General features: G+C 42.3%; 14 protein-coding genes. 12 read left to right on the plus strand and 2 right to left on the minus strand.

Annotated features, from left to right (window positions below):
• Position 1: 1 nt before the first annotated feature.
• Together OLM45_RS02610 and OLM45_RS02615 are read right to left on the minus strand one after the other, a co-directional pair.
• Complete coding sequence (locus OLM45_RS02610; protein ID WP_129460418.1) at positions 2–1876, minus strand: Nramp family divalent metal transporter; 1875 nt, start codon at positions 1874–1876, stop codon at positions 2–4.
• Position 1877: 1 nt separating this feature from the next.
• Positions 1878–2531, minus strand: a complete 654-nt coding sequence (locus OLM45_RS02615; protein ID WP_129460417.1) for a metal-dependent transcriptional regulator — start codon at positions 2529–2531, stop codon at positions 1878–1880.
• A gap of 74 nt (positions 2532–2605) precedes the next feature.
• On the opposite strand from OLM45_RS02615, the gene OLM45_RS02620 reads away from it, so the two are divergent.
• The 12 genes from OLM45_RS02620 to OLM45_RS02675 all read left to right on the plus strand — a co-directional run bounded on the left by OLM45_RS02620 (position 2606) and on the right by OLM45_RS02675 (position 14461).
• Positions 2606–3337 (plus strand): transporter, encoded by a 732-nt coding sequence (locus OLM45_RS02620; RefSeq protein WP_264511729.1) that lies wholly within the window; start codon positions 2606–2608, stop codon positions 3335–3337.
• Positions 3337–4479, plus strand: coding sequence for a lycopene cyclase family protein (locus OLM45_RS02625; protein ID WP_264511731.1), 1143 nt, complete (start codon positions 3337–3339; stop codon positions 4477–4479). Before OLM45_RS02620 ends, OLM45_RS02625 begins: the two co-directional genes overlap by 1 nt.
• A 95-nt stretch (positions 4480–4574) precedes the next feature.
• Entirely contained in the window at positions 4575–4985 is a 411-nt protein-coding gene (locus tag OLM45_RS02630) for a BrxA/BrxB family bacilliredoxin (protein ID WP_129460414.1), read from the plus strand.
• 315 nt (positions 4986–5300) lie between these two features.
• Positions 5301–6665, plus strand: coding sequence for a rhodanese-related sulfurtransferase (locus OLM45_RS02635; RefSeq protein WP_129460413.1), 1365 nt, complete (start codon positions 5301–5303; stop codon positions 6663–6665).
• Between the two features lie 3 nt (positions 6666–6668).
• The gene (locus tag OLM45_RS02640) at positions 6669–7910 is read left to right on the plus strand and encodes a peptidase U32 family protein (protein WP_264511733.1); all 1242 of its coding nucleotides are present in this window, start codon (positions 6669–6671) and stop codon (positions 7908–7910) included.
• On the plus strand, positions 7910–8140 hold the full coding sequence (locus OLM45_RS02645) for a ferredoxin (RefSeq protein WP_264511735.1): 231 nt from the start codon (positions 7910–7912) through the stop codon (positions 8138–8140). The genes OLM45_RS02640 and OLM45_RS02645 overlap by 1 nt, the downstream gene beginning before the upstream one ends.
• A gap of 177 nt (positions 8141–8317) precedes the next feature.
• Positions 8318–9772 (plus strand): stage 0 sporulation family protein, encoded by a 1455-nt coding sequence (locus OLM45_RS02650; RefSeq protein ID WP_264511737.1) that lies wholly within the window; start codon positions 8318–8320, stop codon positions 9770–9772.
• A complete protein-coding gene (locus OLM45_RS02655; protein ID WP_264511739.1) occupies positions 9756–10241 on the plus strand; it encodes a gliding motility lipoprotein GldH in 486 nt (161 codons plus the stop codon). The genes OLM45_RS02650 and OLM45_RS02655 overlap by 17 nt, the downstream gene beginning before the upstream one ends.
• 2 nt (positions 10242–10243) lie before the next feature.
• Entirely contained in the window at positions 10244–12571 is a 2328-nt protein-coding gene (locus OLM45_RS02660) for a penicillin-binding protein 1A (RefSeq protein WP_264511741.1), read from the plus strand.
• Positions 12572–12686: 115 nt separating this feature from the next.
• Positions 12687–13385, plus strand: coding sequence for a CoA transferase subunit A (locus tag OLM45_RS02665; RefSeq protein ID WP_073360424.1), 699 nt, complete (start codon positions 12687–12689; stop codon positions 13383–13385).
• Between the two features lie 31 nt (positions 13386–13416).
• Entirely contained in the window at positions 13417–13770 is a 354-nt protein-coding gene (locus tag OLM45_RS02670) for a four helix bundle protein (protein ID WP_264511743.1), read from the plus strand.
• A gap of 34 nt (positions 13771–13804) precedes the next feature.
• A complete protein-coding gene (locus OLM45_RS02675) occupies positions 13805–14461 on the plus strand; it encodes a CoA transferase subunit B (RefSeq protein ID WP_129460405.1) in 657 nt (218 codons plus the stop codon).
• The last annotated feature ends 37 nt before the right edge of the window (positions 14462–14498 follow it).

Here is a 14498-nt window from a genome sequence, read left to right on the forward strand (position 1 = left end):
TTTATTCTTTCACTAAAAACAACGGAATATGAATTCGGTGACGCACACTGTCTACCGTGGTTCCCAACAAAACATCTTTCAATCCCGTATGGCCATGTGTCCCCATAATCAATAAATCAAAATCGCCTTCATTCACAATTTTCGCAATGGCTTTGGCGGGTTTACCGAAGCCCAATTGTATGTCTACTTTATACCCTTTGGCTACCAATCGACTTTGATAATTTTTCAAAAATTCTTCATCCAATCCCGTTTCATGATCACCCGTTGAATGGCCATAAAATAAGGCGCCTACCGTTTCTACACTATGAATCAAAGTATACCGCGCCGTGGTGCCTCCCATCGATAACGCATGTAAAATCGCTTTCTCATCCGCAGAAGAAAAATCGACCGCGATGGCAATGTTTAGCTTGGCAAAAGCTTCTGTTTTCTCCAAATCCAATTGTAAAATATGAGGCGAATGATTATCAATTTCCTTCTTTGCTTTCGAAATAAACGGTTCGATAATGATATAAATCAACAACAATAAGAACCCCAAGGCGATAGGAACAACCGTGCACCACAACACCATCGGATTTTCAGATGTTTGCAACCAATTCGTCAATTCATCATAGACCAATTTGATGTTTAGTGAAACAATTATAGTGGCAATCAACCAAGCCGCCACCTGAGTCAGTCGGTTGATATGAAAGCCTTTCATCTTGTTTTTATCACTCACAAAATGAATCAACGGAATAATCGCAAATCCCAATTGCAAACTCAAAATCACCTGACTCAACAACAGCAATTTTCCGGTAACTTGTTCGCCAAAAACCAAAATCGCAATTACAGCTGGAACAATCGCAATCAAACGTGTAATAATACGACGCACCCAAGGTTGAATACGCAAATTCAAATAGCCTTCCATCACAATTTGACCCGCGAGAGTTCCGGTTATCGTCGAACTCTGCCCCGCAGCAATTAATGCGACCGCAAAGAGAATCGGAGCCCATTCAGTACCGAGTAAAGGCGCCAACAATTGATGCGCATCTTGAATTTCGGCAATTTCAAAATGACCGTTTTTGTGAAACGTTGCTGCCGCTAAAATTAAAATCGCTGCATTCACAAAAAAAGCCAAATTCAAAGCAATCGTACTATCGATAAAATTGTATTTCAACGACTGCTTAATCCCCTTTTCATCCCGATTAAACTTACGTGTTTGCACCAAGGAAGAGTGCAAGTACAAATTGTGCGGCATAACTGTGGCTCCAATAATCCCAATAGCAATGTACAAGGCCGTACTGTTTGGCAACGACGGAATCAATCCTTCCACGATTTTGGGTAATTCGGGTTGGGCGAAAATCATTTCAAACACAAAAGAAAATCCAATTATCGCTACCAGCGTAATGATAAAAGCTTCCATTTTACGGATGCCTTTGTTAATTAAAAACAACAACAAAAAGGTGTCCAAAACGGTAATCAAAACACCCTCCATTAACGGAATACCAAACAATAAGTTGATCCCAATTGCCATTCCTAAAACTTCGGCCAAATCACAAGCGGCTATGGCAATTTCGGCTAGAAAATACAAGGCATAATTGACGTATTTGGAATAAGTTTCTCGCGAAGCTTGCGCCAAATCATGTTGGGTCACAATACCCAAACGCGCACTTAAACTTTGTAGCAACAAGGCCATTACATTACTCATTAACAATACCCAAATTAAGGCATAGCCAAACTGACTCCCGCCCGCAATATCGGTGGCCCAATTTCCGGGATCCATGTAGCCCACACTGATCATATAGGCCGGACCTAAAAAGGCCAATATGCGACGAAATCCTTTCAGATTGTTATTCACATCCACCGATTGGTGCACTTCTTCCAATGACTTTGTACTCATATTATCCCTGTTTTACAAAAAGGTTTTCGGCAATTTTTTGCGACAATGACAACACTTTATCATTAATTAAAACGGATAAAGATGCATCAAAATCTTCTCTTTCTTGAATGATGATTGTGGCACCTAAAGCAATTTGCTGCTTATCGAGATATTGTAAAAATCCGGCAGAGGAATCTTTCACCCCAATAAATCGATAGGCTTGATGTAATGGTGCTTCCGATAATACAATGCGTTCTTCTTTGACCATCTCCCCTTTGGCATTCGGAATGGGATCACCGTGCGGATCGACCGTTGGAAACCCCAAGAAATCATCCAACTTACTAATCAACGCCTCCGATTGAATATGTTCCAATTCTTCGGCAATTTCATGAACTTCATCCCAAGCAAAGCCCAATTTTTCCACCAAAAAAACTTCCCATAAACGGTGTTTACGTACAATCATTTTGGCCTTTTGCAAGCCCGATTCGGTTAAGGAAACCCCTTGGTATTTTTGGTAGGAAACCCAATTTTTATCGGCCAGCTTCTTTAACATATCCGTTACTGACGATGCTTTTGTATCCAAGGTTCCTGCAATCGCGTTGGTAGACACCCCTTTGGGCGAAACTTGGGCCAAATGGTAAATCACTTTAATATAGTTTTCTTCAGAAATGGTCATGATTTTTAATTTGCATCAAAAATAATAATTTGGTTTGAATAAAACTATTTTTAGATTTGCCTAAATTTATTTTTATGAAAACAAAAACACTTTGCTTGCTATTACTTTCTATTTCGTGTTGGTCGCAGTCGCCCATTCAATGTGATCGCCCCGACCAAACCGAAACACCGTATACCGTTCCCAAAGGCCGAATTCAATCAGAAAATGGGTTCAGCATCAAACAAGACGTCGACCACCGCAACTATTCCATTCCTTCATCGCTTTGGAAATACGGTTTAACAGAGCGATGGGAATTGCGCCTTATCGCCGAATGGAACGTAGAAAATTATGGGAGTGAAACGCTTTTAGGAATTCAACCGCTACAAGTGGGAGCAAAAGTCAATTTTTGTACTGAAAAAAATTGGCGTCCACGAATCTCACTCATCGCTCATGTGGCGCTACCGGATTGTGCCTCACCCGATTTTAAAGGTCGTTTTTATGCCCCAAATTTTCGGTTTACGCTACAACACAGTTTGACCGATCGGTTGAGTTTGGGCTACAATTTCGGTGCGCATTGGCATCCTGTGGATGGAAAACGAACGGGTTTGTATACCGCGACTTTAGGCTATAGTTTATCCGAAAAATGGGGTTGTTATGGCGAAATTTTTGGTTTTGCTCCTCAAAATGAAGCCGCCAACCACAGTATCGATGGTGGTTTTACCTATTTGATTTCACCCGATTTTATGTTAGATTTGTCTGCAGGAAAGCGCATTGCTGGTGAAACGGCAAAATTTTACACCGCTTTTGGTATATCCTTTCGAATCTAATGTTGCATTACCATTACATCTTCACCGGAACCGGACTCGCAGCATTATTGACTGTACGGGAGATGGTGCAACATCCTTTTTACCAGGATAAAAAAATACTCTTACTCGATGCCGATACCAAAAAAACCAACGATCGCACCTGGTGTTTTTGGGACGAAGGACAGCATTTTGAAAACATACAACACAAAGCTTGGGAAACAGCGGTATTTGCTGATGCGGCTTTTGAACGCCGTTTTGCCATGGCGCCCTATACCTATCGCATGATCCGCGGATTGGATTTTTATGCCACGGTGTTTGAGGAACTCCATCAAAATCCCAACCTTACATTTATCCAAGAAAAAGTAGTTGATTTTCAAGAATTGGGCAATCATTGTTTGGTGAAAACGGAAAACCAAAGTTTTACTTGTAACTTTATTTTCAATTCCATTTTCAATCCGGAACCGTTGATTGCACAAAAGAAATTTCCGTTGGTGCACCAACATTTTGTCGGTTGGATGGTTAAAACCGAAACTCCCGTTTTTACACCCGAATGTGCCACTTTTATGGATTTTTCGGTGCCTCAAAAGGGCAATACCCGATTCATGTATGTGTTGCCCATTAGTGAAAATGAGGCCTTACTCGAGTTCACTTTATTTTCGGCCAACCTTTTGCAACGCGAGGAATACGAGTGGGAAATCAAAGCCTATTTAGAGCGTCTCGGTGTAACGGCCTATACGATTACCGAAACCGAACAAGGGAATATTCCGATGACGTGTTATCCCTTTTGGAAACACAATTCAGAACGCATTTTACACATCGGTTCGGCGGGCGGTTGGACCAAAGCGAGTACGGGCTATACCTTTAAAAATGCCCTTAAAAAATCCAAAGCCTTAGTTGATTTTTTACCCCAAAATAATGACCTGCGAAAATTTCATAGCATCAATCGTTTTTGGTTTTATGATTTACTACTCATAGATATCCTTTACCGAAAAAATGAGGTAGGAAGTTCGATCTTTGCAAGTATGTTTCGCCAAGGAAAAGTGGCTACCATCTTTAAATTTTTGGATGAAGAAACCGCGTTTTTAGAAGATTTGAATATTATTTTACGCTGTCCCAAGACCTTGTTTATAAAAGCCTTATGGCATCGATTTTTTGGATACTAACCTATGCATTTATAACAAATCTTTATCGTTTGTTGGAAAATTTTAGTTTCAAAAGGTTGTACCTTTGTGGCACATTAACGTAATAGCAAATCATTATGTATCCAGAAGAAATGGTAAACCCCATGCGAGCTGAATTGACAGACGCTGGTTTTCAAAACTTATATACTGCCGATGCGGTAGAAAATGCAATTAAACAAAACGGAACCACGTTGGTGGTGGTGAACTCAGTTTGCGGTTGTGCGGCACGTAATGCCCGTCCGGGAGCAAAAATGAGTTTGGATGGCGACAAAAAACCCGATCATTTGATTACGGTTTTTGCGGGTGTTGATCGCGAAGCGGTGGATACGGCGCGTCAACACATGTTCCCATTCCCACCTTCTTCGCCGAGTATGGCATTGTTCAAAGACGGGGAATTGGTTCACATGTTGGAACGTCACCACATTGAAGGACGTCCGGCTGAGATGATTGCTGAAAACTTAAAAGATGCTTACAGCGAATTTTGCTAAGCGACTAAAAAATTAAAAAACAACCCTCAATGGTACACCGTTGGGGGTTTTTTTATGGAAAATAAGAAATCCTTTCTTGTCCATTTGTCCATATGACACTATGGAAAACGGATTTCCATTTTCAAAAAGGGCTTCTTTATAGCACGACGCGCAAGGGATAGTAGCGGAAATCCTTTTGGGTTTCCCAAAAGATTGTAGCGGATAGCCCGACCCTTTAGGGATGCGCCCAAAGTTGGAAAATTCAAAAAAAACGATACCTTTGCCCTCGAATTCCGCCATTGTGAATTCGTTTATCTCACTTAATACGTTTATAGCATGCAACTGTACAACACATTAAGCGCAGAGGAAAGAGCTCAATTAATCGAAGAAGCGGGTCAACAACGGTTGACATTATCTTTCTATGCGTACGCCAAAATCGAAAACCCTCAACAATTTCGCGACGATTTATTTTTAGCCTGGAATGCCCTTGATGCATTGGGTCGTATTTACGTGGCTCACGAAGGAATTAATGCCCAGATGAGTGTTCCTGCTGAACATTTTGAGGCCTTTCGCGAGACATTAGAAGCCTATGATTTCATGCGTGGGATTCGGTTGAATGTGGCCGTGGAGCATGATGATTTCTCGTTTTTGAAGTTGACGATAAAAGTGAGACACAAAATTGTAGCTGACGGACTCAACGACGCTACTTTTGACGTGACCAACAAAGGCGTGCACTTGAATGCGCGTGAATTCAATGCGATTTTGGACGATCCGAATACGATAGTAGTGGATTTCCGTAATCATTATGAGAGTGAAGTGGGTCATTTTAAAGGTGCGATTACGCCTGATGTGGAGACCTTTCGCGAATCGTTGCCGATTATCAACGAGCAATTAAAAGATTTTAAAGAAAGTAAGAACCTGGTGATGTATTGCACGGGCGGTATTCGTTGTGAAAAAGCGAGTGCGTACTACAAGCATCAAGGTTTTAAAAATGTATTCCAGTTGGAAGGCGGTATTATTAACTACGCCAAACAAATCAAAGAAGAAGGACTGGAAAGTAAATTCATCGGAAAGAACTTTGTGTTTGACCATCGTTTGGGCGAGCGCATCACCGATGATATTATCGCACAATGTCACCAATGCGGGAAACCGTGTGACGATCATACCAATTGCGTGAACGACGGCTGTCATTTGTTATTTATTCAATGTGACGAATGCAAGGCCGCGATGGAAAATTGTTGTTCGCAGGAATGCCTGGACACCATTCACCTTCCTTTGGCAGAGCAAGTAAAATTGCGCAAAGGAATCCAAGTGGGCAACAAAGTCTTCCGCAAGGGGAAATCTGAAAAACTAAAATTCAAACATGCAGGTGAATTACCGGAAGTACCGCTAGCTAAAGCGACGACGGACATTCGCCAAAAAATCAGCCCGAAACGTCGGGTGAAAAAAACACTTCTTGGCAAAGTTGCGCATTACTACGTAAAAGCCGGTATCGGTTTGGTAGAAATGCAAAATGGCGCACTGCAAATCGGTGATCGCATCCTCATTGTGGGTCCGACCACTGGCGAAATGGAGCTCACGCTGGAAACCCTTCACGTCAATGGTGTGTTGGGCGACAAAGCGCAAGCGGGCGACAAAGTCACTTTTGCAGTTCCGTCACGGGTACGCTTATCAGACAAAGTGTATTTGATTTTAAACTAAAACATGACAACATCCGGAAGAATGGAGCTAATGGCTCCAGCAGGGAACTTTGAATCCCTGCAAGCGGCGTTGGACAACGGTTGTGATTCGGTGTATTTTGGTGTCGAGCAATTGAACATGCGGGCGCGAGCCACGGTGAATTTTGTGATGGACGACCTACCCGAAATTGCGCGACGTTGTCAAGCCAAAAACGTGCGTACCTACCTCACGCTGAACACGATTATTTACGACCACGATTTATCCGTCGTGAAAACCCTTTTGACCCAAGCGAAAGCTGCGGGAATAACCGCTGTGATTGCATCAGATCAAGCGGTAATTGCGATGGCACGCAGTATGGGCATTGAAGTGCATATTTCTACACAATTGAATGTGACCAATATCGAAACGGTGAAATTTTATAGCCTTTTTGCGGATACGATAGTATTGTCGCGCGAATTGAGTTTGCGGCAGGTGAAAAAAATTACCGAAGCGATTGAAAAAGAACAAATCAAAGGTCCGTCGGGAAATTTGGTCGAAATTGAAATTTTTGGACACGGTGCCTTGTGTATGGCGGTTTCTGGGAAATGCTATTTGAGTTTACATTCCCATAATTCCTCGGCCAATCGCGGAGCTTGTAAGCAAAATTGCCGAAAAAAATATACCGTTATCGATCAGGAAAGCGGTTTCGAAATTGAAATTGACAACGAATACATGATGTCGCCAAAAGACTTGTGTACGTTGGACTTTTTGGATCAAATTGTCGATTCGGGCGTGAAGGTTTTAAAATTGGAAGGCCGTGGACGTGCGGCGGATTATGTGGCCACCGTTACCCGAGTGTACCGCGAAGCGATTGATGCCATTGCGGAAGGAACCTATACAAAAGAACGAATTTCTGTGTGGATGGAAACCCTTTCAACGGTGTACAACCGCGGTTTTTGGAGTGGGTATTATTTGGGGCAAAAATTGGGCGAATGGAGCGACAATCCAGGTTCGAATGCCACCCAGAAAAAAGTATATGTGGGCAAAGGATTGCATTATTTTCCGAAATCGGGAATTGCCGAATTCAAGATTGAAGCTTACGACATAAAAAAAGGCGACAAACTGCTGATTACGGGTCCGACCACCGGCGCACAAGAGTTGGATTTGGACGAATTCTTCGTTAACGATACGGCTGCAGAAAAAGCGACCAAAGGCGACAGTTGTACCTTGAAAGTTCCTTTCCGCATTCGATTATCGGACAAAATGTATAAAATTGTAGCCAACTAATGGTCATTATCACCTTACAACGCGACAAGTGCATTGGCTGTAATTACTGTGTAGAAATGGCACCAACGTTATTTCAAATGTCGAAGAAGGACGGAAAATCGGTTTTGTTAAAATCGGTCAATACCAAAGGATTTCACACCTTAAAATCTCCCGACCATACGCTAGCCGAACTGGGCGAATTGGCGGAAAAAGCCTGTCCGGTGCACATCATTTCGATGAAAGAAACTTAAAAACAAAGAGAAGTGATAGCGCCTGATTTCGTTGGAATTCAGGCGTTTTTGTTTAAAAATTCATGCCGACTTTTTGCATTTTCCATAATTGAAAAAATACTATCTTTACAAACTAATCGTTTAGCGTAAACGTAGTCGTTTGAAAAATAGCGACGATCACTATATATCGTTCAATTTATGGCATGTACAAACTGTTCTTGCGGTTCGTCAAAGAGTGACGGAGCCAAAGGATGTGGAAATAATGGCACTTGCGGCGCCAATAGCTGCAACAAACTCACGGTTTTTGATTGGTTAGCCAATATGAGTTTACCTTCTGGGGAAACTCCGTTTGACTGTGTGGAAGTTCGTTTCAAAAACGGACGCAAAGAATTTTACCGCAATACTGAAAATTTAACGTTAAGCATCGGCGATATTGTGGCCACGGAGGCTTCTCCTGGGCATGATGTCGGTATTGTGACGTTGACGGGTGAATTGGTAAAAATTCAAATGAAGAAAAAAGGAGTGGATTACAATTCAGCTGAAGTGCTGAAAGTATACCGTAAAGCCTCTCAAAAAGATATTGACATTTGGAGTGCAGCCCGCGATCGCGAAGAACCGATGAAGGTTCGCGCCCGTGAATTGGCGATTCGTTTGAACTTGGAAATGAAAATTTCCGACATCGAATTCCAGGGCGATGCATCCAAAGCTACGTTTTATTATACGGCCAGTGATCGTGTGGATTTCCGTCAGTTGATCAAAGATTATGCGTCTGAATTTAAGATTCGTATCGAGATGAAACAAGTCGGATTCCGTCAAGAAGCATCACGTTTGGGCGGTATAGGATCTTGTGGTCGCGAATTGTGTTGTTCGACCTGGTTAACCGATTTCCGAAGCGTGAATACTTCGGCAGCGCGCTACCAACAGTTGTCGTTGAACCCGCAGAAATTGGCAGGTCAATGTGGAAAATTGAAGTGTTGTCTCAACTTTGAATTGGACACCTACATGGATGCCTTGAAAGACTTCCCTGACTATGAAACCCGATTAAAAACCGAAAAAGGAGATGCCGTTTGCCAAAAGCAAGACATTTTCAAAGGGTTGATGTGGTATGCCTATACCGATAATTATGCGGCTTGGCATGTGTTAAGCATTGAGCAGGTTAAAGAAATTATCGACATCAACAAAGACGGAGGATTGGCTGCTTCGTTGGAAGATTTCGCGATTGAAGTCGAACAAGAAGTGGAAAAAACGTACAACAATGTAGTCGGTCAAGAAAGCATCACCCGTTTTGACCAACCCAAAAAGAAAAACCGCAGTAAAAGCAAAAACCGCAACAAAAATAAAGGTCGCGAAGGGGCTGTAGTAGAAGGACAAAGCGCGCTATCTCCTCAGAAAAACAATCCGTCAAGAGGCAACCAACCGCAGCGTAACCCACAAAATCGTTCGCAACAGTCGGGTGGAAATCAGCCGCAAAAAGAACGTCAAAACAACGCGCCCAAAGAAAACCCGAACCCACAAGTTCAAGGGCAAAATCAAGGACAGAACCCACAAGGGGAACGCTCAGGAAATCGCAACAAACGCAATAAAAGACGTCCCGGAAATAAAGACCGTAGAAACAATAATGAGGGCAATAACAACAATGAAGGTTCGAACTAGTTTAGCGCTTTTGGGAATGGCACTTCTGCTGATTTCCTGTGATAAAAAAAGCGTTTTTGACGAATACAAATCGGTAGGCAATGCATGGCACAAAGACAGCATTGTAAGTTTTGATTTGCCGGAAATGGATCCGTCAAAGAAATACAATTTGTTTTTGAATGTTCGGGACAATAATGATTTCCCTTTTGACAATTTGTTTTTAATTGTTTCCATGGAACAGCCCAACCACAAAGTCAAAGTAGACACCTTAGAATACAAAATGGCAAACCCTGATGGAACGCTTATGGGCGATGGGTTTACCGATGTAAAAGAAAGTAAATTGTATTACAAAGAAAATTATAGCTTTTCCCAAAAAGGAACCTATAAAGTTCATATACAACAGGCCTTGCGCGAAACCGGAAAAGTTCCCGGTGTGGAGCGATTGAAAGGCATCACGGAAGTTGGATTTAGAGTAGAAACGACCGAATAATTATGGCACAAAACACAAATAAAAACACCGCAGTCGTTAAAGACCTTACCTACTACAAAAAGAAGTTTTGGCGTTTGTTTTTCTACACGTTAGGAAGTGTCTTTTTGTTTTTCTTGTTTGCTTCCTGGGGATTATTTGGCGCCATGCCTTCCTTTGAAGACTTAGAAAATCCCAATTCCAATTTGGCTACCGAAATCATCTCGAGTGATGGCGTGGTATTGGGTAAATTTTATAATGAAAACCGAACGGCAGTTAAATACAAAGACTTACCCAAAGCACTAGTTGACGCCTTAGTCTCTACTGAAGATGAACGGTTTTACGAACACTCGGGTATTGACCCTAAACGTACGGTAGGTGCGGCTTTGAAATTGGGTGCAAACGGGGGAGCGAGTACGATTACCCAACAGTTGGCCAAAAACTTATTCCACGGCGAAGGGTCGAAATTCCTTCCCTTCCGTATGGTACAAAAAGCCAAAGAATGGATTATCGCTATCCGCTTGGAACGCCAATACACCAAAAACGAAATCATTGCTTTGTACTTGAACCAAGTCGACTTCGTGAATGGTGCGGTAGGAATTCGTTCCGCAGCCAAAGTATATTTCAACAAAGAGCCCAAAGATTTAACCGTTAACGAAAGTGCGGTTTTAGTGGGGATGTTAACCAACCCTTCGCGCTTTAATCCGAAACGTTTTCCAGAACGTTCGACCAAACGACGCAATATTGTGTTGCACCAAATGGTTCGTAACAAAAAACTGGAAGAGTCGGCCAAATTAATATTGGAAAAACAACCCATCAAATTGGATTTCCACCCTGAAAATCACTACGATGGATTGGCAACTTATTTCCGTGAATACTTGCGCGATTTCATGAAAAACTGGGTGAAAGACCACAAACGTGCTGACGGTGAAGAGTACGACATTTATGGGGATGGACTTAAGATTTACACCACCTTGGATTCCAAAATGCAGGAACATGCTGAAGAAGCTGTGCGTGAACACATGAAAAACCTTCAACAAGAATTTTTCTTACAACAAAAGGATAATAAGAATGCACCTTTTGTGAATATCACACCTGAAGAAACCGATAAAATCATCAACCAAGCCATGCGCAACTCCGAGCGTTGGCGCATTTTAAAAGCCGATGAAAAATCGGATGAAGAAATCATCGCTTCCTTCAGTAAAAAAACCAAAATGACCATCTTTACATGGGAAGGAGAACGTGATACCCTTATGACTCCCATGGATTCCATTCGCTATTACAAGCACTTTTTACAAGCGGGCTTAATGTCTATGGAACCCCAAACCGGCCAAATCAAAGCCTGGGTAGGCGGTATCAATTACAAATATTTTCAATACGACCACGTTGGTCAAGGTGCCCGTCAAGTGGGTTCGACTTTCAAACCCTTTGTCTATGCAACAGCCATTGAACAATTGGGTATGTCGCCTTGTGATACCATCATTGACGGTCCTTTTATGATACGCAAAGGGCGTCATCACGTGACCGAAGATTGGGAACCTCGCAACTCCGATCACCAATACCGTGGCATGGTGACCTTGAAAAAAGCATTGGCTTATTCCATTAATACGGTTTCAGCAAAGTTAATTGACAAAACAGGTCCTGAACCGGTGGTGGCTTTAACCAAAAAATTAGGTGTAAACACTGAAATTCCGATGCAGCCTTCAATTGCTTTGGGTGCTGTGGATATTACCGTTCAAGACATGGTGGCGGCTTATTCTACCTTTGCCAATCAAGGGGTTTACATCAAACCGCAATTTATCCAACGTATCGAAGATAAAAACGGGGCTGTGATTTACGAACCCGTTCCTGAATCACACGATGTGTTAAATAAAGACATTGCTTTTGCCGTAATCAAATTATTAGAAGGCGTAACTGATGAAGGATCGGGTGTGCGTTTACGAACCCAATCCGGCGGTAGTGGTGACACGCGTTGGACTGGATATCCGTACATGTTTACCAACCCTATTGCAGGGAAAACAGGGACTTCACAGAATCAATCCGATGGTTGGTTTATTGGAATGGTGCCCAACTTAGCCACCGGCGTTTGGGTAGGTTGTGAAGACCGATCGGCCCGTTTCAAAAGCATCACCTACGGTCAAGGGGCAACAGCCGCTTTACCAATTTGGGGGTACTTTATGGAAAAATGTTACGAAGATCCCGACTTACAAGTCTCCAAAGACGAATTTGAAAAACCCGAAGGATTCAATATCAAAGTGGACTGTTGGAGTCCGCGTAGCTCATCAACAAGTACCGATTCCACCGCTGTTGATCCCGTTGATGATCAAAACTTGGATGAATTTAAAGGGATTTAAATATGAAATCGATAAAGAATCCTGCTCAAAATTGGGCAGGATTTTTTTAGGGCGCTTTCCCCCATTCTTGGGCTTTATTTCCTAAATTTACACCACAAACCAACGATTTTTCTTCATGATTAATAAAAAAGTAAACTCGGTAACCGAAGCCCTTCAAGGCATCGAAGACGGCATGACTATTATGTTGGGCGGCTTCGGACTTTGCGGTATTCCCGAGAATAGTATTGCCGAATTGGTACAAAAAGGAACAACCAACCTGACTTGTATTTCCAACAATGCCGGCGTGGACGATTTTGGCCTTGGACTATTGCTTCAAAAACGCCAAATCAAAAAAATGATTTCGTCCTATGTAGGTGAAAATGCCGAATTTGAACGTCAAATGTTGTCGGGCGAACTCGAAGTCGAACTCACTCCTCAAGGTACTCTTGCCGAAAAATGCCGCGCCGCACAAGCCGGAATTCCCGCCTTTTTTACGCCCGCAGGCTACGGAACCGAAGTGGCAGAAGGTAAAGAAACCCGCGAATTCAATGGGAAAATGCACGTTATGGAATTGGCCTACAAAGCCGACTTTTCCATCGTAAAAGCGTGGAAAGGCGACGAAGCCGGAAATCTTATTTTTAAAGGAACTGCCCGAAACTTTAATGCCGTCATGGCCGGAGGTGCCAAAATCACCATCGCAGAAGTGGAAGAATTGGTCCCCGCGGGAACCCTTGACCCCAACGAAATTCATATTCCGGGCATCATGGTACAACGTATTTTCCAAGGTGAAAAATTTGAAAAACGAATTGAACAACGAACGGTTAGGCAGAAATGATTTGAAAATGTGTTAATTTGAAAATTTGAAAATGAGGAATGATAAAGAAAATATCATCGTTACACTAAGTTTCGAGTTTGCACTTGAAATTATCAATTACTCAGAAGCTATTAAAAAAATGAATCGTTTTGAAATGGCTTCCCAAATTTTCAGAAGCGGCACATCTATAGGGGCTAATATTCGTGAAGCACAAAATGCAGAAAGCAAAGCTGATTTTATTCATAAATTCAAAATTGCAGCAAAAGAAGTTGACGAATTAAACTATTGTTTAGCACTCTGCAAACATTCAGAATTCTACCCTACTCCAAGTGAAGAATTATTTCAAAAATTACAATCTATTCATTTGATCATTTCTAAAATTATTTCTTCATCCAAGAGAACCTAATTTTCAAATCATCAAATTTTCAAATCGCAAAACTATGGCTTTAGATAAAAACCAAATTGCAAAACGCATTGCAAAAGAAGTACAAGACGGCTATTACGTGAATCTCGGAATTGGGATTCCAACCTTAGTCGCAAACTATGTTCGCACCGATATTTCGGTCGAATTTCAATCGGAGAACGGCGTACTCGGTATGGGTCCGTTTCCCTTTGAAGGCGAAGAAGATGCCGATATCATCAACGCAGGTAAACAAACCATCACCACCTTACCGGGGGCGAGTTTCTTTGATTCGGCCTTCAGTTTCGGAATGATTCGCGCACAAAAAGTGGACTTAACCATTTTGGGGGCTATGGAAGTGGCCGAAAACGGAGACATTGCCAACTGGAAAATCCCGGGTAAAATGGTGAAAGGAATGGGTGGCGCGATGGACTTGGTGGCCTCTGCTGAGAATATCATTGTGGCCATGATGCACGTAAACAAAGCAGGGGAAAGTAAGATTTTGAAAAAATGTACCTTACCCCTAACCGGTGTCGGCTGTGTGAAAAAAGTCGTAACCGAATTGGCTGTACTAGAAGTCACTCCCAACGGATTCAAATTGCTGGAACGCGCTCCCGGCGTAAGCGTAGATGAAATCATCCAAGCGACCGAAGCGGAATTAATCATTGATGGCGAAGTGCCGGAGATGAGTATTTAATTTATCCATTTGAAGATTTGAAGATTTGAGAATTTGA

The organism is Flavobacterium sp. N1719 (assembly GCF_025947045.1).
Lineage (GTDB): Bacteria > Bacteroidota > Bacteroidia > Flavobacteriales > Flavobacteriaceae > Flavobacterium > Flavobacterium stagni.